The sequence below is a fragment of the Caballeronia sp. LjRoot34 genome (assembly GCF_964253815.1).
Classification (GTDB): domain Bacteria; phylum Pseudomonadota; class Gammaproteobacteria; order Burkholderiales; family Burkholderiaceae; genus Caballeronia.
Window position 1 is genome coordinate 3,650,464 of sequence record NZ_CAXUSB020000001.1, and the last position, 23,485, is coordinate 3,673,948.

Sequence of the window (23,485 nt, forward strand, 5' to 3'; positions counted from 1 at the left end):
GGGAGCTGAAAGTCGTGTGATCTATCACGTTGAGGCGGGCGTTTCTCCCTTTTTTGGTGTGCCACGCGTGCTGAATCCGCGAGCCGGACGTCGCAGCAGCAACAGATACGGAAAGACAGGTTCTTCTGAAACTTCGCCAAACTGGGAGCCAGCGTGATGGATGTTGATCCTCAGCCTGAAACGGAAAGCGCCGCAGGATCCACTCCTTCATCCAGCACGGCACCCAACTGGCGTGCCTGGCAAATCAAGGTTCAGTGGTCGGTACTCATAGCTGCCACTATGCTCTGCCTCGCATTGTCCGCACAGGGCGCCGTGAAGCCAGTTGTCGTCGGCGCCATTTTTCTGGCGTCCGCCGTTTCCAGCATCGCCGGATTCGCCTTCTCTGCCCTCTGCGGCACCGTGCTGTTCCATATTTCCATCGATCCCGTGCAAGTCGTCCAGATCATGATCGTCTGCAGTATCGCCAACCAGACAGCGATGGTCTGGTCACTGAGAGGAGCAATCCACTGGCGAGAACTTTCTATTTTTCTGATTGGCGGCGCATTCGGTCTGCCGGTTGGTATTGCCGTATTGTTGAAGCTGGATCGTCATCTCTATACTCATGTACTTGGCGTGTTTCTTGTCGCTTACGGTTGCTACATGCTTGTCCGAAAACCTTTAGTTACCCGTCATCAAAAGATGGCCTTCGATGTCTTCGCCGGACTTCTCGGGGGAATCACAGGTGGTGCCGTCGGGTTTCCTGGCGCATTCGTCACCATCTGGTGCGGTTTCAAAGGGTGGGGCAAGGACCGCCAGCGCGCCCTGTTCCAGCCGTTCATTTTGATCATGCAGGTAGGTGCGCTCACAACGATCAGTCTATTGCGACATGCCGCCGGCAAGGTTGGGTTCGAGCCGGCGAATCTGCTATCTATACCCGCTGCGCTTCTCGGAACCGCTGTGGGCATGACGCTCTACAAGCGGCTGTCGGACAAGCATTTCGCCCGCGCCGTGAACGTGCTGATGATCGTCTCGGGGATCAGCTACTTCGGGTAGTCGAGCCGAAAGCGTGCGTTCCTCACCGGCAACGGGCGCCCGAGGCGGCGATTCTCCGAGTTAGTGTACGTTGGCGTTGCGCCGTCGATCCATACACCCTTTCAACACGTCACACTGCGACGTAGCCCGGCTCCGCCAGTCAAGCTGATATCGCATAAATTGCCGTGCCATGCTTGAACCTGTGAATGAAGCCCGATTTTCAGCAGGTAGTCGTCGAGCTCCGTTATCAGATGCATTGCTTCATGGACCCTGAACGAGTCGCGCGAGGAGTTCGGAAACGATAGTCAAGCGCGGCGCGCATACCCGTGCCGATCAGCACGCTCCGATGGGCGGAGGAATCAATGCGGCCAAGGTGATATCTTCTAGCGGCGGAAGGCGGGTGGTGTCTGGATTACCACCGTCATCGGTCGTTAAAGCACAGCAAGGACAACTGCCCGCTTAGGGTCGACTTCTGCCCGACGCGGACCGATCAATGACGGCTCACTTCGTCAGTTCAATGTCGGAGCGGGTTCGAACTGCGCCGACTGCAACAGGCAGACGCCACCCATTTGCCGGCGCCGGCCCCTATGCCTTCGGACGGACGCTCAAGGTCCGGCTACGCCGGGACGACAGGCTTTTCGACGACGTTCATGTCGCTCGCCCGTCGTTTTCACGGACACCCAATCGGACATACCGACGATGCCGAGATGAAAATCCGGAACGTAGTGAGCGGGTAACACGTTAATCCCACGAGCCTATGTCGGCATCGTTGCCATCCCCGCCTTGCTTTGCGTCGGCCCCGTAGCTGAATACATCGACCTCACCATGGACGCCAGGGTTGAGATATTGATAGGGATTGCCCCATGGATCATTTGGTAAACGCGAGAGATAGCCGCCGTCCTTCCAGAGCTTGGGCACCGGATTAATAGCAGGTTTCTCGGTCAGCGCCCGCAGGCCTTGCTCCTGGGTCGGATAGCGGCCGTTGTCGCGGTGGTATAGCGTCAGTGCCTGCATGATTATGCTGATGTCCTGGGTCGCCGCGACACGCTTTGCGTCGTCCGGGCCGCTCACGATCTTTGAAACAATTAGCGTGACCAGCAGGCCCAGTATCGCAACTACGACTATGATTTTTTTTATCGTGAAAGCCGGGATATCCGTGCGGCGGCCGGTCCCCATTTGCATGATTTGCTACCTATTTTCGGGAAGTAACGTGCGGGCTTCCTGCTGGACAGAGAGCGGTGAAACTTGCCTGACTACTTATTGTAAGGTTTTGCCTTGATAAACGGTAGGGTGAATGTAGCCCGTGGAGCGCTAGACGATTGAATGGGCTGGGGGGACGATCTTCCGCTCCGACCAACGACGTGTCGAAGCTCGATGTCACAAAGATGGAGGTTGGACTTCGAGAAGACGCCGCTCGCCTGCCTGTTGGGATCGGCGATCGATCGAGGTCCGTATCGAGCCGCGGCCGGCCACTTTTGGCCATTCGTGGTTGATGTCTAGATCGCTGTCAATCGATCCGGACGCGGGCTCGTCGGATTAGCCACTGACCCCGATACCCAAGCCGTGCGGGCGCTTTTGTGCGAGCATTGTGAATCCGAAACTCCACTTTGACGCGATGGGCACGCCAAAGGACATGCTACCAAGCGTGGCGTTGCGGCTAGAAGCCGCTCAACTGCTTTCGGAAGGGAAATCCCCTGTCCAGGTCGCCGCTGCGCTTGGTATTTCCATCCCGACCGCGCGGCGCTATCGGGCGCTTCTGGCCGAAGGTGGCTTGGGTGCGCTGGAGCGCATGTCAGTAGGAGGAAGGAAGCCTTCCCTTAGCCTAGAGGCGCGGGAATGGATAGCGACAGCGCTACGTGGATCAGCCTCGGCGCACGGATACAAGTCAGACCAGTGGACTGACGGGCGCCTTCGTTCCTTGATCGCAAGGGATCTCGGGATCAGCTTTTCCCGTGTGTACGTCAGGCAGCTCATCATCGACCTCGGGTTCGCCGACTGCCTCAAACCCAAAAGCGGCTCGCACGTCGGGTCGAGCCCACAAGTGTCGACGGCAACATTAATGTCTTGGGTAGCCGCCGCGTTACGCCATTCCCCGAAAGCACAAGGAATCGAAGCTGATAGCTGGACCAACGATCGGCTTCGCGCGGCGATCGAACGCCGCTTTGGCATTCGATATTCTCGCGGCCATGTCTGGAAGATCGCGACGGATCTCGAACTATCGCATTTGATACGCAAAGCGCGTCGTTAAAGGAGAGAGCCTTTAAGCATTGCCGGCTGACGCTGCAAACACATGCGTGCGCGGCGGCGACCGGCCAAGGGCAAGCGCCGGCCAGGCACATGTCGGGGGATGCGACTGATAAATTCAGTTCTCAGTCGTCATTGTTGCGCACGTCGTCGTGGATCGTGAGCGCGAGTGCAGATAACATGCGTCTACCCTATCGCGACACCTTCGCCGGAGTCTGAATCAACAAACATGTCACGCCAACAACAGTCGATTAGCCCAGCGGCGCGAACCCATCTACTTTGCTATTTGGTAACGAGTGCGCTCGCCTCGCATGCTTTGACGAAAACATGGCGCGTTGACCATGTCGTCGAATCGGCACGCATCTGGTTGGTTAGGAATCGGATGTCGGCGAGTTGGCTTGACCGTCTGATGCTTGTACAAATGGCGCTAAAGTTGTCCCGCGAGCACTTGACTGGCGTGCATGCAGTACGTCAATCGGATGTGCTTACGCTGTTCACGAATGAGCTGACGCTGAACTATCAAAATCCACTGGTCGGGCACATCTGGAAAAGGTGCAGCGATGCGCTGGAGGCCAACGCTTCCCGGACCGGCGCATAGCAGCCATCAGTGGACGGCCGAGCCATCGTTGCTATGGTCTGAAGCTCTCTTGATAGCGGCCGTTCGCTGTCGCCGCTCGCCTGACTCATCCAAAGTAGAGCGTACGCCAGTCGGTATTCCGTAGGTTTTCTGAACGGACGCACGAGGCCGATATCCAGTCGAGAACATCGCTGGGTTGCTATCAAACGTGTGGTACTGCCAGGAGGCGCTGGATGACATTCGACAGGTCCTTAAACCTCACTGGTTTAATGAACTGCCCACAACGGTGAAGCGCGATATCCCGCGAGGTTTCGGTGGAGATGTCGCCAGTTAAGATGATGACTGGCAGTTCACAATCGAGCTTCTCCCGCACATTCACCGCAGCCTGGACTCCATTCATGCCGTTGGGAAGGTTGTAGTCGGCCAGCATCAAGTCTGGCACGACGCCTCCTTGAGCCAGCCATTCGAGCGCGGCGGCACCATCAGCTACTCCCATCGTTTGGTGTCCCTCTTCGCTGAAAACCAGTCTAAGCGCCTCGCGCACCTCGGGATCGTCTTCGATGATGAGAATCATGCCCGAACGATGCGCACTTTCGAAGGCTTCTTGATGTGGCACAGGTATCGAAGGGAGCTGAGACTGCGTTGGCGCTCCAGACGTCGGAAGATCGACCTCGATAGCGAATGCTGATCCCTTGCCCGGTTGGGAGCGAACCCGCATTCGGCAACCCAGCAAATCAGCGATCCGTTGAACGATCGACAGACCCAGGCCGAGACCCCGGCTGCGCTCGCGTGCGGGGTTATCGATCTGATGATATTCTTGGAAGATAGCCTGAAGTTCGCCGCTTACGATCCCCACGCCCGTGTCCCATACCTCGATGCTTAGTGTCCCATGGCGCCGCCGACAGCCCAGCAGCACCTTGCCATGCGGGGTATATTTCAAGGCATTCGACAGCAGATTCCGGATCACCTGTTCGAGAAGGCGGGGATCGCTGTATAGCGTGAGACTGCAGGTCGCGACGCAGAGGACGATTCCCTTTGCTTGCGCCTGGAAGCTAAACTCATTCTTCAGCCTGTGAAGCAGGTCGTTGACCGGGAAACTCACCATTTCAGCGTGGACCGTGCCCGCTTCGATTTGGTTGATGTCCAGCAGCGTATTCAGCATCTCAGACATCGAGCTTATCGTTTCATCGAGCCGCGTCACGAGGTCCTGCCCTTTATCACCTTCGACCGTTTTCGCAAGCAACGCTTGGAGCAAGGCGAGCGTCTGCAGCGGTTGGCGCAGGTCATGGCTCGCAGCCGCAAGAAAGCGGGACTTCGCGATATTTGCCAGTTCAGCTTGCTTCCTGGCGAGTTCCAGCGCCTTCGCCGTATGCTTGCGTTCGGTGATGTCTGTAAAGGTGATCACCACTCCGCCCACTCCGCCGTCCTCGGTGCGATAGGGCAATATCCGGCGCGTGAACCAAGTGTCGTCCTGGGTTTCGATTTCCCGCTCAACCGGCACAAGGCTGTGCAGCACTGCCTGCGCATCGGTCGGGAGCGCACCATCGGTCGCAAGCGAATTCAGGTCCGCGAGCGGCCGACCTATATCGCTTGGAATGACGCTGAACAGCGCTCTGGTAGCAGGCGTGAAGAAGCGGATCTTGAGCTCGGTGTCGAGGAAGAGCGTCGCAACATCCGTGCTGTACAGAACATTTTGGAGATCGTTGCTTGTTGTCCGTTGCCGTTCCAAAGTTTCCTGAAGTTGCCCGTTGAGAGCTGTAAGCTCCTCGTTAAGCGACTGCAACTCCTCCTTGGAGGTGAGCAATTCCTCATTTGTGGACTGATATTCTTCATTGGCCGACAAGGCTTCTTCGTTGATCGCCTTCTGTTCTTCGCTCGATATCTCAAGGTTGCGAATGGCGCCCTGCAGTTCCGCCCGTGTGGCTTCGAGTTCCTGCTCCAGTTCGATAACCCGTGTCTCGTTCTGCGGCTCGATGGGGGCACCGGTTTCCGGTTTTTGTTTCAGTTCGACTTGTTGCTCGTCGATGAAGCAGACCAACAACAACGCCTCGCCCTCCGTCATCACGGGCTGGACATCAATTCTGAAAACCAAGGGACGGCCATCGTAGGTTACTCGTGCGCCAGTAATAACGGCGCGCACGTTTTCCTGACTGGCCTGCTGGATAGCCGACCGAAGTTTGGTGCGCACACCCGGCCGCGCCATGGCAAAGAGGTCGTGAGTGGGCTGCCCCGGTGCGACGCTCAGATAACGATCCGTCGCGCCCAGTGAGTAGAGACACTCGTGCTGGCGATTGACCAGCACCGCCGCTGGCGCATAACGCTCGATCACCAACCGTCGACAAAGCTCGGCGAGAGCGGACTGGCGCGCGGGTGCCCGGCCCAGTCCTGGAACTGTGGGTACTCGAACGCCACCACCGGTAGGCATCGAAAAATTCAGTTCCCCGGGCCTGCTGCGACCGATATGTCGATACAGCCTTTCCTGCTTGGAGATCAGTTCGAAGCGGCCTTCAACGTTGCCGGCCGTCTCCGCGTTACCCAGCAGTAGAACGCCCCTCTCGCGCAGCGCGAAATGAAACAATGAAACTACCTTCTCCTGAGCCTCAGGGCGCAAATAGATGAGGAGGTTGCGACACGAAACTAGGTCCAGACGCGAGAAGGGTGGGTCCGCAAGCACATCCTGCACAGTGAAAACAATAGCTGCACGCAGCTCAGGCAAGACGCGGTAATGATGATCCTCCAGCAAAAAGAAGCGCCTAAGGCGTGCAGGTGACACGTCAGCCTGGATCGTTTCAGGATATACACCCTCCCGGGCGGTCGTTACAGCATCCGGATCCACATCGGAAGCAAGTAGTTGGATTTTGATATTGCGTTTCGAGACTGCGATCTCCTCGATAAAGAGCATCGCGATCGAATAGGCTTCTTCTCCCGTACTACATCCGGCCACCCAGATGCGCAGGGGGCGCTCGTCCGTGTGACTGTTGACCAGGTCAGGAATGATTTTCTGTGCAAGGAAATCGTAGACCTTCGGGTCACGAAAGAAGCTCGTGACGTTGATCAGAAGGTCCTTCGCGAGGTGATCGAGTTCACCTGCGTCGGTTCCTAGCATTTTGAGATACTGGTCCATGTCATCATTCACCACTCCAGCCATCGCCATGCGCCGCTCGATGCGACGCTTCAGCGTTCCCGGCTTGTAAAGCGTGAAATCGTGTACGGTTTTTGTGCGGAGAAGTTCAATGACCCGGTCCAATGCGTGTGGACCAGTATCTAGTTCCCCCCGCGTATCAACCGCTATCGAATCGCTTTGCGTTGGCGTGAGCATCACGCCCCGATCGTGGTTGATAAGCGCATCGGCAATCGCAGCCACCGGTAGCACGAGATCTACTACTCCGGTTGCGATTGCGCTTCGCGGCATGCCGTCATACTCGGCTTCGTCAGGATCCTGAGCGATCACGTAGCCGCCTTTCTCTTTCAATACTTTCAGCCCAATGCTGCCATCGGCACCAGTTCCCGAAAGGACCACGCCAACAGCACTCGCGCCACATTCCTCGGCCAGCGAATGCAGCAAAAAATCGAACGGCAGGCGTGCGCCATGGCGCTCTTGAGGGTGAGAGAGATGTAGCGCGTTATTGCCCACAGCGAGATAAACGCCGGGAGGAATGATGTAGAGGTGTTCACGTTCAATCGACATGCCGTCCACCGCCTGCACCACGGTCATTGAGGTGTGGCTGGCGATCAACTCCACCAGCATGCTTTGGTGGGTTGGATCGAGATGCTGGACCAGGATGAAGGCCATGCTGGTAGGTGCGGGCAGGGCATCCACGAGCTTTCTACAGGCATCAAGGCCGCCGGCCGATGCCCCTATGCCGACAACCAGAAACGCCCCTGACGAATTACGGAGATCCCGGACCGGCAATGATAGGCTGTCACTGGTTGCTGGTTGTCCTGCCGCCGGACTATGCCGGGAGATCTCTGACATCACATTTCGTTCCAAGGGCGCCTCGGACGGGAGGCTGAAGTGATGCAGCCGATGCTTGCAAGCAAGCATCCGTTATCGCTCGTAGTGCTCGTTGATTGCTGCGCAAGTTTGCAATTGCGTGCCAGCTGGAAGGCGCTTCTTCATCTAATTTTAGGCTGCCTGGCGCATCGCGTAAGTCTTGGAAAGGCCCCATGGATGGCCGCTTCAGGCAATATACCTGCCCAAACAACCGAGCCGATCCTTGAATGTGTGAGTACGGTTGCTTCCCGGGAATGTTCCTGCGAGCTCCAGACTCATTAGCGCTGTCGCCTGTAAAGCGATCCACGACCGATATGAGGGCACATCTTACATGCCATTTGATCAGACGCGCCCCGACCCCTCCCCGCATTTGTCGCTTGAGAAAACCCAATCTGCTCTCGTCATCCAGACGCGCGGCTTTGGATGAAGTTATTGTAGTCAGTCCATGCAGGTTTTGATTTACGTCAACCATCAAGTAGGCAAGAACCGCCGATTCTACTGGCTCTCTGCTCCGGTCCAATCGGACGGTCCGGGTTGACTTTCTTCGGAACATTTTGGTTTTCGTGATGAGCCACGACTGACCCCTCTTGCTCGGCAGCGGACGGTCCAGTCGCCACTTTGAGCGGCTGTTGAGGGTCGTCAAGAGCCTCTCACTTCCTTTGAGCGATCTTTCATCGGCCGCGTCGGCGGACATCTACTTCGCCAGGCATTCGCTTGCGTCTGCGCTTTTCCCGGCTGTTCAATCGCTTCAGCTTACTTGCAGCTCGCTCGCCTTCGGCGATTTGCCGAACGTGGCCGGGTACCGCGAAGACAGACACGGCGCCAGCGCCGCCGGCGATCACTTTTAAGATGTCTTTAGTGGATGCGAAGCCGGCTGTTAGTTAGCCTTACTTTGGTGAGCGATCTCGTCGTCGGGAGGACCCCCGCTTCGTCGGCGAAACAAGTCTTCTTCCGTCTTGCATGAGCGAATCCATCGTTCCAGCCGATTGGTCGCCTCGACGATGGCAAATAGGCGGGTTTCGCGCAACTGTCGGTCGTGCTCATTCACAACTTGCGTCAAGTCTTCAACGAGGGGCTCCCCGATCGTCCAATCGGCTGTTTCTTTGCCTCGCTGCAACGTCCGCGCGAGACCGTCCTCCGCTCGACGGAGAATGTCGTGATCCATCGCGCCGTATCCGGCCTCTCCGAGGAAATCGGCGAGTATCGTGACTTGCACCAGGCAACGCACAGCGCTCACGTCGCCGGAGCCGTGCCGCAACGCCTCGAGCGCCATACGAAACCGCAGCGCTATCTGGTCGATTGAGGCTCGATCCATGGGAAGAAACAGCGCCTTTTTGTGGCGTGCGTTTCTTGCGGTCTGGCCCGGTCTTTTTTCCAATTTCGCCATTGAATTGAGTGTGCTATTAATCGATTGCCTAACGCCGACAGCTTAGCTGAGGCATTGCCCAGCTAGGAAGCGCAACGGGCGATGTACACCATCCCGGAGACGGCCTCGAGTGACGCTCGTCCGGCGTCCACTTGGCCGATAAGCGAGGACTGGTCGGACGGAGCAGTCACACGTTCGATAGGCCGTCTCAGGTGAACAAATGCGTGTATAACAAAGTCTGCACGGTTAGTGCCCGACGCGGTGCTCAGTGCTGCGGCCCAATCGCAAAAAATACTCAGCACATCCGCTTGCGTCCAGCCATACGCGTGCACAGGCTTAGATCGAAACTAGCCTGTGCACGTCGTCGCAACCTCTGAAGAATGAGGCGACCGTTAAGAAGATAAACACCGAAACGGATCTTTGGAGGGCTTATGCATCTGCACTACAAAGGTTTTCGCATTGTTCCTGGGGCACGCACCGTTTTTAACGGATTTATCGCATCCGCCGTGGTGCGCGCTCGACACGGGAACTCCCGTTTCGACATTCATTCCACAGAGCACTCCTCTGGCGAACTCGCGCTATTCGGCACGGCAGACGAGGCTTTCGGCTGCGCTGTCGGCTGGGGGTTTTCGTGGGTCGACCACAAACATTGAAGTTCGCCGCGCACGTTGAGCGACAGTCGCGGCAACTACGTTTGCACCCGAGCACCTGCCTACACGCCAACTCATCACGGAAACTGAAAAAGGCAGAGTTTCGCACTCGTTTGGGGGACCCAATGCCGTGACCGCCTGCCGCGAAGAAGGCGTTTGATGCATTCCTGGGCGCTTCAGGCGTCGATCGGTCATATCGTCAACGAACAACTGTAGCCACCGCTTACTGCGCCTGGAACTTAATGACTCGCTCCCAATACTCGTCGGCCCGCCCTGCAGGACTTCCATCTCGTTGCCAAAGCGCGTAAGCGCGTTCACGAACGGCTTGCTCGAGACCCACTTTTGTTTCCGAATCGCCTTGCACATTGTCGCCGTAAGACGACATCTGGCCGCTTCGACTAACGTGGATTTTGGCGGTCAAGCTTTGTAGCTCATTGTTGGGTACTAGGCGGCCGTGCGCCGCTGCTTCCAACGCCTTTGCTTCATAGGCGGCATCATCCGCGGTGTCGCCGAACTCCCCCAGTGTAATCGGATAGGTATGCAGCACAACTCCACTGCGGTCCAAAACGTCGACCAAGCGCTCCGCCATCTTTGTGCCCCCTTTCAATGTCTAGTCGTTGCCGTAGAGAACTGGCCCCTTGTTCAGCAATTGTCGGGCCTATTTTCACGTGCGTCGATGGCAGGGAACAGTCCACTTGGGTCCGCGCCGGCTTACAACAGCAAATCGACGCCGGGGTCGCACGGTCCGAGGCGGTAGCGGTTGGTCATCTTCGCTCGTTCGCCTTTGTGACGGTATGGACTTCGTCCGAAAACGCAATCAGCAAAAGCAAGGCAACGGGCAGTTGGAAGTGCCGTGGCGCCGCCAGTTTACGCCCATTAGCTCCCCTACCCGCAGTGCTAGATGCATACCATACTGTACAAATATACAGGTATTTGGGATGCACAATGGGACTCGCTAAACTGGAAGATATCCACCCGTCCTTGTGGCTAGGGTCTCAACTCGCGCGTGCTGCCGGCCAGGTGATCGACATCGGGCACGAGACGCTGTCCGCTGAATTGCCGGGAGGTGGTTGGCCAGTCAGTACGCTCATTGAACTGCTGGTGCAGCGAACCGGCATTGGCGAAATGCGCGTTTTGCGGCCTGCGCTCGCGTCGCTGAAGCGGCCGATCGCGCTAGTGAAACCGCCGCAAATTCCCCAGTCAGCAGGTTTTGCTTACCAAGGTGTGGGCGTTGAAAAACTGATATGGCTCAAACCACAATCGACGGCGGACGCGCTATGGTCTGTGGAGCAGATATTGAGGGCTGGCAGCTTCGGTGCCGTGATTTTCTGGCAGCAACACATCCGGTCCGAGTCGTTGCGGCGGCTGATGTTGGCCGCTCAGTCGGCGGAAACGCTGTTTTTCCTGCATCGCCCTGTCGCGGACGCGTTGAACTCCTCGCCGGCGACGCTCCGCCTTGCCGTTCGCCCGGCTGAAAACGGCGTGTCGGTCGAGATCGTGAAGCGAAAGGGGCCCGCGGCGGCCGGACCAATCGTCATTCGAACAGATCCGATGCCAGCCTTGCTCAGTCCGCACACACGCGCTCGCCGGAGCCAACTGCGGGAAGTCCTTGGATATGGCAACGACTTAGTCGATGCGAACGTCCTGCCTTGAACCCGGCAGGCAGTAGCGCGCGTGGCGCGGCGATGCACAATAGCGAGCATGTGAGGCAGAATTGCTCGCCGCTCTATGAGCGTCGACGCGGCGCCGGGACGACTCGATCGCGGCACGGAAGCCGAGCAGTTTGAAACGCGGAGAGCAATGTGAAATTCAGCTACAAGAGTGTCCAAATCGATGTGACGCCGCAAGTGACCGCCACCGGGTTTCGAGCGCGGGCGAAGCTTCAGCGCGCAAAAGTCGAGGGACAAGACATAGCAGGAGAGCAACATGCGAGCGACTTGGGAAGTTGTTTGACGGCGCAAGAAGCTGTCGATCGCGCGCGGTCGTGGGCCATCGCCTTTTGTGATGAAAACTGGGCTTGACTGCTTGCACGGATCGGAGGTGTCAACGTGAACATAAAGGTCGGAACCGCCTCGTGGACGGACCCTACGTTGATCGCGTGTAAGCGGTTTTATCCGCCGGGCTGCACCAGTGCCGAAGCAAGGCTGCGGTTTTACGCTTCCCAATTTTCACTCGTTGAAGTCGACTCGAGCTATTACGCGATGCCAAGCGCGTCGAATTCCGCGCTGTGGGCAGCCCGTACTCCGGAAGACTTTATTTTCAATATCAAAGCGTTTCGGCTGTTCACTGGTCACCAGATAGACCCTAAAAAGCTTCCTAAAGACATCCAGGCCGCCTTGCCAGCAAGCGATAAGAAAAACCTGTACTACAAAGATACGCCGGGTGACGTTCTGAAGGAGCTTTGGCGGCGGTATCTGGACGCCCTTCAGCCGTTGAAAGACGCCGGCAAGCTAGGCGCTGTGCACTTCCAGTTCGCACCTTGGATCGTGAATAACAAGGAGGGTCGAGCACATGTCGAACATTGCGCCGACGTGATGGAAGGTCACACGGTGGCAGCAGAGTCTCGACATAAGAGTTGGTTCGCGGCCGAGAGCGCCGCATCGACTTTGGCGATTGAACGGGATAGAGGCCTGGTGAACGTCGTCGTGGATGAACCACAGGGGCCATCCAACAGCATCCCTTCCGTCTGGGAGGTCACGAACGGAAGGCTTGCTCTCATTCGCTTGCACGGCCGAAATCATGAGACCTGGAATATCAAGGATGCGTCTGCGGCGTCATCGCGGTTTAACTACGACTACAACGACGGAGAGCTTTCAGAGCTGGCGACACTGATCCTCGATATCTCGCGGGCGGTAGATCAAACGCACGTTGTCCTGAACAATAATTTCGAGGATCAAGGACAGCGTAACGCGAAGACTCTAATGAGCATTCTCGGCGTGAACGCGATCCCGCGATGATCGTTTCGACGATGGCCGGCAAAGGCAGTGCGCGGCCACGAGGCGTCGTTCGTCTCCACCGTAAATCCGACATTTGGCCGGCCGCTTCGACCGGTAAAAACAACCGGTGCGCCTAAGGACGATCGGCATTTCACCATCGACAATTGCACGAAGACATCCAACGATCGCAGGTTGCACAGGCGAACAATCCGCGACGCACTTATCCATCGTCGTTTTTGATCGCCAATCTGGATCGAGAAAAGTCCTGATAGCGTTTCTGCCGCTTTCCGTTTTAGTGTGAACGAACAAGCTACTTAACATGTGGAGAATGAGGTGAAAATTGTGAAGCTTGCGAGTACCGTGCTGCTCTGTGCCGCAGTTGCCGCCGCTATCTCACCCGTTGTATCGGCCCGGCAAGGCGACTACGGGCCACCTCTCGAAACCGTCAAGACCTTCGACACGTTCAAGCTTGTTGGCATTGGTGTGTCCCACGAAGGCCGCATCTTCGCGAGCGCCCCCGCAGCCGAGTCCGGCGACAGGCTCGTTGAAGTCAATGCGCAAACCGGCGCGGTGACCCCATATCCCGATCACGCCTGGAATACCTCCAGCACGGACACGGAGCATGAGTGGGTGGTCCCGCAGGCGATGTGGGTGGACAAAGCCGACCATCTGTGGGTGCTCGATTCCGGGAGAGCGGTGCTGACTGCCGCGAGTTCGGGCGCGAAGCCCAAGTTGGTCGAGTTCGACCTCAGCAGCAACAAGGCGATCCGCAGCTATGGCTTCGATGGCACCGTAGCGCCTACCGACTCGCTCAACGATGTGCGCATCGACCTCGTCCATGGGTACGCGTACCTGACCAACGTCGGCAATCGCGGTAGCCTGGTCGCGCTGAACCTTAAAACCGGCAGATCGCGACAGGTTCTGGTCGGCGACCGCTCAACCTTTGCCGATCCCCGGCAGCATCTGATGATCGGCGATCAAGCTGCGGAAACCAACGATGGCAAACCGGTCGCGATCCACGCCGACGGCATCGCGCTCTCTCCGGATGCCAAATGGATCTACTATCGGCCGCTGACCGATCACAACTACTGGCGAGTGCCAACAAGTGCCCTGATCGATGTCCGGCTGACCCCCGTCCAACTGTCGCGCAAGGTGCAATATCTCGGCTCGGCCGAACTGACCGGCGGTTTGATCATGGATCAGCATGGGACGCTTTATGGCGGCGATCTCGAACACAGCACCATCGTTGCTCTCGACATTGATCCCGCTACGCACAAAGTCAAATCGCGCCTCTTCGCACGCGCTCCCGGGCGGTTGTCCTGGGCGGACGGCTTCGCTATCAGCCAAGGTTATCTCTACATCGCTGACTCCCACCTCTGGGAGGTGACATTCAAGAATCATCTGCCACGTTCCGGGCCGCTCACCATTTTCAGGGCGAAGTTGCCCGGATGAACCCCCGCTAGGGGTGGGCGGAGGTCAGGAAGCGTTGCGCGCCTGCATCCAGACTTGTGCGGGGCTCACGTCGCCCCGTACGGTCGATCGCGCACCTGTTGGCGCCGCGACGGCCAGTGACGCATTGATCCACTCCAGCCGGCCCGGTTGAGTCCAGCGCCGAAGCTGGGGAGGTTCGCCGTGCTCCCCCGCAGGGTTGAATGACCGCTGCGCGCTTGGAAACGGTCGTCGCACCGGATCTATGTCGTTCGCCCGGTTCGGGTCGGGTACCGCCGATCGTCCATAGGGCAGAGGTCGTCAAGCGACCTTCAACTCCCGCCGTCGAATGACCGAAGTTCGCAGCACATCCGACATCGGTTTTGACGCGGTTTGTGCATCTTGCGCCAGCCTCTCAACGCCCACGATCTCGATCATCGCGTCTCAATCCTCTCATACGCGACAAAGGACATCGTCATATAGACTAAAACGCCAATTCCTATACCTCAAAAACGCCAGTGAGTTCTCAATCCCTGGCCTATATATGCCCGAAAGCACAGCCTCCGTTTGTAACTGGCGACCTGTATCTGGGCATAGGCGACCAGCATCCGTCAGGACCGGACACGAACCTGCAGACTGCAACTGTGGTTGCGGGGAGCGCAGTGACGTTGAACGCGGTGGTACAACCCATTATGTCCCAGACGACTTACCTTAACACCAGGGTCGGCGGGGCCGGTGCGCCGCTGCTGTCTGTCGCGTCTCCAAAACTGGCGAACCCAGTCATTTTCTTTGAAGGAACGCGCCCGCTTGGCTATGCGACCCTGAGCGCCAATGGCACACTCGCAAGTCTCGTTGTCAACAGGATCCAACCGGGCATTCACAGCTACTCAGCAAGGTACCCATCGGATCTGATCTATCAAGATCTGGATTTCGGATCCGTTGAAGTTCGTGCTACGCTCGCCCGTTGAAGAGGGTAAGCCTCTGAGGCAATGAAGGCATCGTCGCGCTGCGATCTGCGCAGGACATCGCTACTAGGCGCCGGTATTCGTCTTTAGAATTAAGGACTCGGATCCGCCGCTTCAGGAGGCTGCTCGTGGGCAGCGGCTTGCCGGCGGTAACTGCTGCGGCCTTTCGCTTCAGGAAAGCTTCTCATGCAACCGTACAAGCCACCAACGCCACATTGGTACCTGAATGGGAGGTCGGTGAGTCGTATCCGTCACACAGGTTGTGATCTCCACGTATTTTCCGGACACCATCCCGAACCTTGTCTTCGGAACTTCATCACTGTTCCATTGGCATAACCAGCTGTTTGTGTCATGAACTGCGCAGAACGAAAGCTCATGTCGCGTACCCGGATCGCCCATTGTCCAGTACGACACGGAATGTTGATCAACCGAAACCTCGTACGTGAAAGGCAGGTAGGTTTTTTCCATGCCGTGGCAGACATCGTTGACCGGTTCTCCGTCACAAGACAGCATGTAGACCGTAACTTCATTTTCGAGCGGAGTAGAAACGGATGTGGCAACGGGAAAAAAGCAAAATGCCGCCGCGACCATGAAGTAACCCGTTAGCCGTTTCATGTTCGCGGCACCACCATCAGGATGTCGGGCAATGATGCTTGCGGCCTCCAAAGGACCATGAACCCGGGAAGAATGCGGCTTCAGACGTGCCGATAGAACGAAGTGCATATCAGTCCACCTTCAGTTCGTCACGCGATACGGTCGCATCATCTCATTGTCTTCATGGGTGAGGACATGACAGTGCCAGACGTAGTATCCCTGCGTCGGATCGAATGCGTACAGGTTCTGTCCCGCGCCGGATTGGTTGTCGGTCACAGGAGCGCTCGAAGGCGTCCATCGCACAAGAATTCTGAGGACCTGTCCTGCATGCGCATCCGCCGTGTCCTTCCATCCCGATTCTCCAGACGTTGGCGCGATGGTGGCGCCTTCCAGGTAGCCACTGAAAGGAAGATTGCCGCCAAGCGCACCGTCTTTATTGGGCGTTGCGTAGTCCAGGGGAGGACCATAGTCGGCGCAATACATACCGGCCTTGCATCCCGCTGGCAGAGGCGCTGGGCTGCTGCCTGCCGCACCGAATGCTTTATTCCAGTCCGCCAGATATTGAGTTGTATTGATGGCCTGACGGTTGAGAACCTGGAATTGCGTCAGATGGAGGTGAACCGGATGGCTGGCTCCGGTCATTGTCGACAGATAAACGATTTCCCACATTTCTGTCGACCCGACGCGTGGCAGTTCGCTGATGCCATCGCTCGGAAAATCATGGGCGATGCCAGGGGACTCCAGGCCGTTCCACGTGGTGTTATTGACATACTCCTTGATATCCGTTGGAACGGGGCCGCCGGACGTCTCGACGTGATCGTAAAGGACCATCTGCCTGACCCGATCGACTTTTACCCCAGGGAGCACTTTGCCGTTTCCATCGGTCAGGTGAACCAATGGGTTTTCCCTGGCACAGAGCCCGGAAGCCGCCTCGGGGTTTGCAGGATCGCAACTGGTATCAGGCGTTGACGCCGACGCCGCCACCCGGAATTGCATGATATCGGGCAGTTGAACATCCTGGCCCGGCTGCGAATTTGTCAGTTCGATAGTCTGACCAGCAAAATTGGAGAAGTCGACGATGATGTCGGCCCGCTCACCCGGCGATACAGGTAGACCCGCGAAAGTCCCGCCCGAAGAAACTGCAAGGGGCACGGGTTTGTCGAAGTAGTTGTCGTCTGCCCCGATCAGGTAAACGGGCGCGTTGCCGAAGACGAATGTATATCCGCGATTCAGGCTGCCGTTCAGGATATGCAGGCGGTAGCGTCGCGGCTCGACATTCAGGTAAGGGAAGGCCGCCCCATTCACGACTGCAACATCGCCCTCGAAAATTGGGCTCCAGAATGGGTGATTAAGGGAAGCCTGCTGAATGGGCAAGTAGAGCTGCCCACGCGTGTCGAACATGCGATCCTGTACCGCCATTTCGATTTCGTCGGGACCGCTGGGATATCCTTGCGGCTCTGTGTTGGGGTCTTTGAGAAAATAAAAGCCTGCGAGCCCCGCGTAGACGTTCAGACGCGTGACTCCCAGAGCATGATCATGGAACCATAGCGTGCCTGGTTCCTGTGAGTTTGGATATTCGTAGATCGCCGTGCCGGGAGCGGGGCTACCGATCGAGTGGAAATCTGCGCCTTTCAGTCCGTTTGGCGTGAACCACGATTCTGGATCACCGTCGTAGGCGGCGGGAATTTCAGCACCATGCAAGTGGACGGTAGCGGGAACGGGACCGATGTAATTCTGCTTACATGGCAGCGTAGTGCTCGCGCCTTGCATCTGCATTCCACAGCCGCCCTTCAACGGATCGGCCCAGTGCACGGTCTGGTCAAATGGCAGTTCTCCTTGCACCAGTCCGGGGCCGCTGGGATGCGCCGGATCGAAGCTCGGCAGTTTGTTGACGTATGTGGCCTGGGTGGAGATGCCGCGCTGGGCCACGATGGTGACCGCCGGCCAGTGGGCCGGACCAAGCACTGCGCCGGTGTTGGAATCTGTGGTCTGGTATGTCCATACGCGTGTCTGACCGAACGTGACACCCGAGCCGCATTGAGCGTAGGAACCTGGTGGCAGCACTTGCTGATTGGTCTCCGTCATGGTGACGGTGAGGCTGGGGTGAGCCGCCGCATCCACGCGCGGTATTGAGCCTGCCGGTCCGAACACCGGCAGGCTGATCGCGAACTTCGCAAAGCAGTTCCCGTCCAGTTTCGTCTGCGCAACGACAGTGGGGCCGTTATCAGCACCGCTATTGCAGCCATGCGCGAAAAGGATCGGCGACAAGGCAGCAACAGTCAAGGCGATCATACCCAGGCGAGAGCTTGTTGCCGGTTTGCGATGTTTCGCCGCATCCTTGGACATGGTGTCTCTCCTTCAAGCGTCGTTTGATTTGTTTAGGATGACTAATCGCAGAAGTTCGCTCTTGGGTTTGATTCGCCGAACCGTTCGCCGTCGCGCACTTCGAAAACCATGCCCGGGCAACGAAGCCCGGTTGCTCAGCGACAGATAGCAAGTGCATATCCGCTCGTAGGATCAGGTTCGGTTCATCGCCGTCGCGCACTCACCCGCTACGCTCGTCCAAACCTGGACGATGCCAGACCTCAGACGTTGCGCTCGCGCCTGTTGCTTCCATGCGGTAATTCGATGCACTGCCTCAACTGGGTGGGAGCCGAATGAAGTGTGTAATATTGAGCGTACTTTGCCATCACCAGAAGTGGTGATGGTCACGCTGAATGGCCTCCGCACACGGAGACTCCCTTGCAACGCAACCAACTCCTGGAAGCTGTCGATCTGATCTATGCTGCCGCACTCGGCGAAGGGGCGAGCTGGCAGGATCTTGGTGACAGGCTGATGACGCTTATGGAGGCACAACGTGCGACGCTATGGTTGGCGGATGAAGCTGGCGCGCCAGGCAACCTCCTGATGCGTCGCGATTCCTATGACGAAGAATACGCGTCCAGGTACGTTCTTCTTGATCCCTATCGCGCATCTGCGCGCGAGGTGAGCGTCGAGGAAACAGTGCGTCGGCGGGGGGACGTCCGGCTCGGTCACGAGATTATTCCGGACGCCAGCTATGTGAAAAGCGAGTTTTACGACGAGTTTGGACGCAAGAGCTCGCGACGCTACATGATCGGCGGCCTGATCAGTGTGTCGAAGGTTATTCCGCTTGGATTGCACCGGGATGCGGCATCGCGACCATTTGGCGAGGAGGACAAGCGAACTCTCTCCCAGTTGCTTCCGCATCTGCAGCGCGGGCTTCAGATGCGCGCCCGGCTAGTGCCCACAACATCCAGCCTTGGCGCCGGCGCGCTCGATGCACTTCCGATTGGCGTCATCGTCGTCGACAGGGAAATGCGAATCCTTTACAACAACGCGGAAGCGGCAGCGTTGCTAGGCGATTCGCAGTCTGGGCTGTCCTCGGCACGGCCTCGGCCCGGACCAGTTACAGGCGCATGCAGACTTTTCGCGCGTCATCCAGACGACGACTCGCAGCTTTGCCGCCTGGTGGGCGCCGCCTCTCGAGGCGGCGCCGGTGGCGCCATGCAAATCCACGCACGTCCAGGCGCGTTGCCAGGCGATTCCGCCATGCTGTCGGCTTTGGTGTGTCCCGCTCTGCGACACCTGTCTTCGTCAACGCAGCCGAATATGGGCACGAGCGTCATCCACGGCGCGGCGACCGTGCTCACGCGCCATCTGCTCAGGCCATCATCGCCACCCGTCGGGCTGCTCATCGATCTGTTCGGGCTCACGCGCTCTGAAGCGGAAGTCGCGGTTGCTCTGGCGGGCGGCGTAACAGCTGAAGATGTTGCGCGTACACGACGCGTATCGCTCGACACGGTACGCAGCCAGATTCGCACCATTCTGAGAAAAACCGGGGCGGCTGGACTACGCGATTTCGAACGGATCATTGCATTGAGCTCGACCATGCATACGACGGGTTCGCTTTACGCTCGATGCTCCGGTAATGACATCTTTCGAGCGCGGAGTTGACCTGCATGCAACAGGAGCCACGCGAACTGCTTATGATGAGCGCGGCTGTCGGTACAGTGCTCGCGCTAATGATGCACCTCCGCCAATCGGTTACGTTCATGCTCGGACTCAACCCCGCCCCGATCCGGTAAGGTGATCGCAGGCATGGCCAGAGACTGCCGTCCAGCAGCATCTGTGATCCGATCCGAAAGATAGCGTGCTGGAGGCTTGCCTACAGCCTTGCGAAACATTGTTACAAAACCGCTAGCGCTCTCGTAGCCGGGTTCCAGGGCGACAGCGTGCACGCCGTCGCCCTTCGTCATTCGCTGGAGCGCCAGAATGACATGCATCTGCCGGCGCCAGCGGCCAAAGCTCATACCGAGCTCCAGGAGCAAGAGTCGGCTCATGGTCCGCTCGCTCATGCCGATGTAGCTCGCCCATTCGCCCATCGTGGACTTGTCGGCGGGATTAGCCAAGAGCATATGCGCAAGCCGTCGCAGCCGTCGATCGTGTGGCATAGCATGGCGATCTGCCGTGCGCTGTCGGCTACTGCCGATCGGTCGGGAACAGAGTGCGGCCAGAAGCAGCCGGTTAACCTCATCGGACAGATCGCTCATTAATGTAAACCCCATCAATCTTCGACGACTCATGCGCATCGAACTCACCGATATTCCTGACGACCGCGACGAAGCGTTTGTAATTGCTCAGACCCGGGCTTATAACGCAGCATTCACCGTTGAGGATGTCCGCTCCTTATGCGTGTTCATCAGAGACGGTGAACAGCGCATCATTGGCGGATTGACAGCGAAGACATACTGGGAATACCTCGAAATACAGTTCTTGTGGGTCCACGAAGACCACCGTCAAGCAGGTCTTGGATCCGAATTGATGGTAGCTGCTGAAGCGGAAGCGACGAGAAGAGGCTGCAAGCATGCGTTTCTAGACACACTCAGCTTCCAAGCTTTCGCATTTTATAAGAAGCTCGGCTACTCGGAGTTCGGTCGCCTTTCAGGATTTAGTGGTCGGCACGAACGCCACTTCTTGCGTAGATCCCTGACACCCTGAGACAGCAGCCGGCCACAAAGAGACCGTCGACGGTTACGTCAAGATTGTCGACAATGAGAAGGCGCTCGGGATTGCTGTCACCGCTAGCACAGATAAACCTGATTCGGAGTTGCTAAAAAGCTATGGCACCTACCGCTATCGTATTGCACGGTCCAACCAGTGCGGGAAAGAGCAGCATCGCGACTGCGCTTCAGGACAGTTCGGACGTGCCTGTTTTTCATATCACGCTTGACGCATTTGTCGAGATGTCTCGCAGGCGCGATATGCGATCCGCTGAAGAACTCGATCAGGCGTTGGCGATTCATCACCTCAACTTACAGTCCACCTTGAGACGCGCCGCTGAGAGCCACTTCGAGATCGTTCTTGACCTTGTGCTGAGAGATACAGTTGCATTGGAAAAATGTATTGCCGCGCTCTCGCCTCGCCGGACGTTTGTTGTTGGTGTCTGGAGTCCATTGGAAGTTCTTGAACAACGGGAACGTGCGAGAGGCGATCGCGGTGAGGGAATGGCCAGATCGCAGTTCGGAAACCCGGCCTATTCAAGACCGTATTCGATGTGTCTCGACACGTCCACTTGCAGTCCAGAAGAAGGCGCCCGTCAGATCCGCACGCTTATCGCGACGCAGATTGGGGCGACCTGACAACATGGCACCCGGTTACCGCGACGAGCGGCCGGTTTGGAGTTAGTTCAAGGGCAGAGCAGGGTCGGTTTGGTGCGGTCGCTGTCGGCCCGGGTTCGGCCAAAAACGGGCCTTCGACAACTACGCGTGAATCGATGACAATTTGTTCCTCGCGCGATGATCTAAATGCGGGCGCGACATTCGCAGCTGGACCTCAATTAGCCGAATTGCCGACGCTATCGCAACAAGCCTTCAGTATTCTCGCGATTTGCCGATAACTACAGAGGATGCCGAAAATCCAGAGGCTGATTTCAAAGCCTCCGATTCGACGCACTTCGTCCGATCGTTGGCAGTTCGTCAGAAAGCAGGCGTTCTTCGGCGAGTAGCCGAACCGTACGCGAACGATGGTCCAGTTTCGTCCGCCGATCCGCTCAGTGGCAATTGAAACGCTTCCTGGCGTTAAGTTTATGCATCCAGGACTTACCAACCATCAACCATTACCAAATTTTCTCGTAGAATTGCCGCCGCAATACACCGGCGCAGGATTCTCTCCACAGCGATGCACTTCGATCTTCTCACCCTTTATTTCCTCATCATCGGAACGCTTTTTGTGAGTTCCGGGATGACGCTCTGGGAAAATCGAACGCATCCCAGGCGCAGCAAGGAATTGAAAATACTCGCCGCCGGGTACGCCACGCTTGCCATTGGATGTGCGGCGGTGACGGTCCGTAACAAGCTGCCCGGTGCGACTGGCTCCGCGTTGAGCAACCTCGTGATCGTCACCGGCTATCTATTGGTCCTGCAAGGCGTTGCAACCTTGAGCGGCCGGCAATACCGTAATAGCTCCATCGCTTTGCTCATCTTGCTGGCGCTCACATGGGCCGTGGCCGGCGCGCGCTGGGCGGATTCAGTGTGGTACTACGCAAGCGCGATACCGATCGCGTTGGCCAGCGGCGTGACGTCTTTCGAGCTGCTGCGATGCGAGGGCATGAAATTGATGCCGTCGCGGCACATCGCGGTGTTGGTGACGGGCATCCATACGCTCCTTTATGCTGCCAGAGCGTTCATCTTGCCTTTGCTGGCGGCACGGTACGGGCGAGACGTGGTGTCGGTCGCCAGCAACGTTACGATGTACGAGGGCGTCCTGTATTCGGTTGTTCTGCCGATGACCCTGCTGAAGCTGATCCGCGAGGAGACTCTTGGCGAGCTTCTGCGAGACTCTCAAACGGACTACCTGACCCGTCTTGGCAATCGTCGATGGTTTTTCGAAGAGGGCGCGCGTGTGATCCGCGATGCAGAACCACGTCGGCCGATCTCTCTCCTCGCATTCGATCTCGATCTTTTCAAGACCATTAATGATCGATACGGTCATAAGACGGGCGACGAGGTACTGAAAGTATTTGGCGACGTTGCCCGGAGCGTGGTGGGTCCGGATGCGATTCTTGCGCGCATCGGCGGAGAAGAGTTCGTTGCTCTGCTTCCTCGCCATAACAGCCTTCGCGCCAAAGAAGTGGGCGAGACCGTCGCTAGACGTTTCACTGAGACGATCCTTCACAGGATCGACGGCGTCGCGATACAAGCAACGGTCAGCATTGGGCTCGCACAGTTCGGAACCGAATCGTCCACGCTTGCTGACCTGCTGGCAGCTGCCGACGCGGCGTTATATAACGCGAAGTCGCTCGGCGGCAATCAGCTCGTATTGGCGCAGGCCGCCTCACGCCCGGAGCTTGCCTGACGATCGTGTGGACCGCTACGATTGGTATCCTCGCGACGCGGGTCGGCTTTCAGAAGACTCCCCTGACCGCTCCGGGTCGCCTACGGAAGTCCGTTGTCGGACCGGGTTCGGTAGAGTCGAGATGTGACGCGGTGGCGGTAGGTTCGGTTTGTCTGTTGCCGCCTCTTTCGTCTGGCGGTGCCCGAATAACCTCACCATGGCTCCGTCTTCACACCCCGCTCATCGAACCCGTCGTGCAGATCTCCCGCACTAAATGTGGTCGATCACATTTAGTGCCATATGTGGTGTTGGCTCAAATGTGGGCTTGTGGCGCCCGAGCCGCGATCCTGACGGGATCAGGCCGGCT

General features: G+C 57.6%; 17 protein-coding genes. 11 read left to right on the top strand and 6 right to left on the bottom strand.

Features of this window, described 5'->3' with window-relative positions; translation table 11 throughout:
- The first annotated feature begins 156 nt into the window (after nt 1–156).
- Nucleotides 157–1,032 carry a sulfite exporter TauE/SafE family protein gene (locus ACSQ36_RS16350; protein WP_436182689.1) on the top strand — a complete coding sequence of 292 codons (876 nt, stop codon included), beginning with the start codon at nt 157–159 and terminating at the stop codon, nt 1,030–1,032.
- Between the two features lie 720 nt (nt 1,033–1,752).
- On the opposite strand, the gene gspG is transcribed toward ACSQ36_RS16350, so the two are convergent.
- On the bottom strand, nt 1,753–2,193 hold the full coding sequence (gene gspG, locus ACSQ36_RS16355; RefSeq protein ID WP_436182690.1) for a type II secretion system major pseudopilin GspG: 441 nt from the start codon (nt 2,191–2,193) through the stop codon (nt 1,753–1,755).
- Between the two features lie 406 nt (nt 2,194–2,599).
- On the opposite strand from gspG, the gene ACSQ36_RS16360 reads away from it, so the two are divergent.
- Complete coding sequence (locus tag ACSQ36_RS16360) at nt 2,600–3,259, top strand: helix-turn-helix domain-containing protein (RefSeq protein WP_436182691.1); 660 nt, start codon at nt 2,600–2,602, stop codon at nt 3,257–3,259.
- A gap of 775 nt (nt 3,260–4,034) precedes the next feature.
- On the opposite strand, the gene ACSQ36_RS16365 is transcribed toward ACSQ36_RS16360, so the two are convergent.
- Complete coding sequence (locus ACSQ36_RS16365) at nt 4,035–7,808, bottom strand: chemotaxis protein CheB (RefSeq protein WP_436182692.1); 3,774 nt, start codon at nt 7,806–7,808, stop codon at nt 4,035–4,037.
- A gap of 1,174 nt (nt 7,809–8,982) precedes the next feature.
- On the opposite strand from ACSQ36_RS16365, the gene ACSQ36_RS16370 reads away from it, so the two are divergent.
- Nucleotides 8,983–9,129, top strand: coding sequence for a hypothetical protein (locus ACSQ36_RS16370; protein WP_436182693.1), 147 nt, complete (start codon nt 8,983–8,985; stop codon nt 9,127–9,129).
- Between the two features lie 936 nt (nt 9,130–10,065).
- Here ACSQ36_RS16370 and ACSQ36_RS16375 read toward each other — a convergent pair.
- Nucleotides 10,066–10,419, bottom strand: a complete 354-nt coding sequence (locus ACSQ36_RS16375) for a DUF2934 domain-containing protein (RefSeq protein WP_436182694.1) — start codon at nt 10,417–10,419, stop codon at nt 10,066–10,068.
- Between the two features lie 368 nt (nt 10,420–10,787).
- Between ACSQ36_RS16375 and imuA the strand changes: the two genes are divergently transcribed.
- The 4 genes from imuA to ACSQ36_RS16395 all read left to right on the top strand — a co-directional run bounded on the left by imuA (nt 10,788) and on the right by ACSQ36_RS16395 (nt 14,230).
- Nucleotides 10,788–11,495, top strand: coding sequence for a translesion DNA synthesis-associated protein ImuA (gene imuA / locus ACSQ36_RS16380; RefSeq protein ID WP_436182695.1), 708 nt, complete (start codon nt 10,788–10,790; stop codon nt 11,493–11,495).
- A 149-nt stretch (nt 11,496–11,644) separates the two neighbouring features.
- Complete coding sequence (locus ACSQ36_RS16385; protein WP_436182696.1) at nt 11,645–11,863, top strand: hypothetical protein; 219 nt, start codon at nt 11,645–11,647, stop codon at nt 11,861–11,863.
- 27 nt (nt 11,864–11,890) lie between these two features.
- Complete coding sequence (locus ACSQ36_RS16390; protein WP_436182697.1) at nt 11,891–12,799, top strand: DUF72 domain-containing protein; 909 nt, start codon at nt 11,891–11,893, stop codon at nt 12,797–12,799.
- A gap of 312 nt (nt 12,800–13,111) precedes the next feature.
- Entirely contained in the window at nt 13,112–14,230 is a 1,119-nt protein-coding gene (locus ACSQ36_RS16395; protein WP_436182698.1) for an L-dopachrome tautomerase-related protein, read from the top strand.
- A gap of 1,112 nt (nt 14,231–15,342) precedes the next feature.
- On the opposite strand, the gene ACSQ36_RS16400 is transcribed toward ACSQ36_RS16395, so the two are convergent.
- A complete protein-coding gene (locus ACSQ36_RS16400) occupies nt 15,343–15,894 on the bottom strand; it encodes a hypothetical protein (protein ID WP_436182699.1) in 552 nt (183 codons plus the stop codon).
- Between the two features lie 12 nt (nt 15,895–15,906).
- Entirely contained in the window at nt 15,907–18,111 is a 2,205-nt protein-coding gene (locus ACSQ36_RS16405) for a multicopper oxidase family protein (RefSeq protein ID WP_436182700.1), read from the bottom strand.
- Between the two features lie 396 nt (nt 18,112–18,507).
- On the opposite strand from ACSQ36_RS16405, the gene ACSQ36_RS16410 reads away from it, so the two are divergent.
- Entirely contained in the window at nt 18,508–19,740 is a 1,233-nt protein-coding gene (locus tag ACSQ36_RS16410; protein ID WP_436182701.1) for a hypothetical protein, read from the top strand.
- 65 nt (nt 19,741–19,805) lie between these two features.
- On the opposite strand, the gene ACSQ36_RS16415 is transcribed toward ACSQ36_RS16410, so the two are convergent.
- Nucleotides 19,806–20,336 carry a helix-turn-helix domain-containing protein gene (locus ACSQ36_RS16415; RefSeq protein ID WP_436182702.1) on the bottom strand — a complete coding sequence of 177 codons (531 nt, stop codon included), beginning with the start codon at nt 20,334–20,336 and terminating at the stop codon, nt 19,806–19,808.
- Nucleotides 20,337–20,367: 31 nt separating this feature from the next.
- Here ACSQ36_RS16415 and ACSQ36_RS16420 point away from each other — a divergent pair, with 31 nt between their 5' ends.
- The 3 genes from ACSQ36_RS16420 to ACSQ36_RS16430 all read left to right on the top strand — a co-directional run bounded on the left by ACSQ36_RS16420 (nt 20,368) and on the right by ACSQ36_RS16430 (nt 23,139).
- Nucleotides 20,368–20,784 carry a GNAT family N-acetyltransferase gene (locus ACSQ36_RS16420; protein WP_436182703.1) on the top strand — a complete coding sequence of 139 codons (417 nt, stop codon included), beginning with the start codon at nt 20,368–20,370 and terminating at the stop codon, nt 20,782–20,784.
- Between the two features lie 122 nt (nt 20,785–20,906).
- Nucleotides 20,907–21,425 carry a phosphotransferase-like protein gene (locus ACSQ36_RS16425; RefSeq protein ID WP_436182704.1) on the top strand — a complete coding sequence of 173 codons (519 nt, stop codon included), beginning with the start codon at nt 20,907–20,909 and terminating at the stop codon, nt 21,423–21,425.
- Between the two features lie 538 nt (nt 21,426–21,963).
- Entirely contained in the window at nt 21,964–23,139 is a 1,176-nt protein-coding gene (locus tag ACSQ36_RS16430) for a diguanylate cyclase domain-containing protein (RefSeq protein ID WP_436182705.1), read from the top strand.
- Nucleotides 23,140–23,485: the final 346 nt, after the last annotated feature.

Coding starts and splice junctions, on each gene's coding strand:
- imuA (WP_436182695.1), top strand. CDS start 10,788: ATGGGACTCGCTAAACTGGAAGATATCCACCCGTCCTTGTGGCTAGGG.
- ACSQ36_RS16425 (WP_436182704.1), top strand. CDS start 20,907: ATGGCACCTACCGCTATCGTATTGCACGGTCCAACCAGTGCGGGAAAG.
- ACSQ36_RS16350 (WP_436182689.1), top strand. CDS start 157: ATGGATGTTGATCCTCAGCCTGAAACGGAAAGCGCCGCAGGATCCACT.
- ACSQ36_RS16415 (WP_436182702.1), bottom strand. CDS start 20,336: ATGAGCGATCTGTCCGATGAGGTTAACCGGCTGCTTCTGGCCGCACTC.
- ACSQ36_RS16405 (WP_436182700.1), bottom strand. CDS start 18,111: ATGTCCAAGGATGCGGCGAAACATCGCAAACCGGCAACAAGCTCTCGC.
- gspG (WP_436182690.1), bottom strand. CDS start 2,193: ATGCAAATGGGGACCGGCCGCCGCACGGATATCCCGGCTTTCACGATA.
- ACSQ36_RS16420 (WP_436182703.1), top strand. CDS start 20,368: ATGCGCATCGAACTCACCGATATTCCTGACGACCGCGACGAAGCGTTT.
- ACSQ36_RS16430 (WP_436182705.1), top strand. CDS start 21,964: ATGCACTTCGATCTTCTCACCCTTTATTTCCTCATCATCGGAACGCTT.
- ACSQ36_RS16365 (WP_436182692.1), bottom strand. CDS start 7,808: ATGTCAGAGATCTCCCGGCATAGTCCGGCGGCAGGACAACCAGCAACC.
- ACSQ36_RS16400 (WP_436182699.1), bottom strand. CDS start 15,894: ATGCACTTCGTTCTATCGGCACGTCTGAAGCCGCATTCTTCCCGGGTT.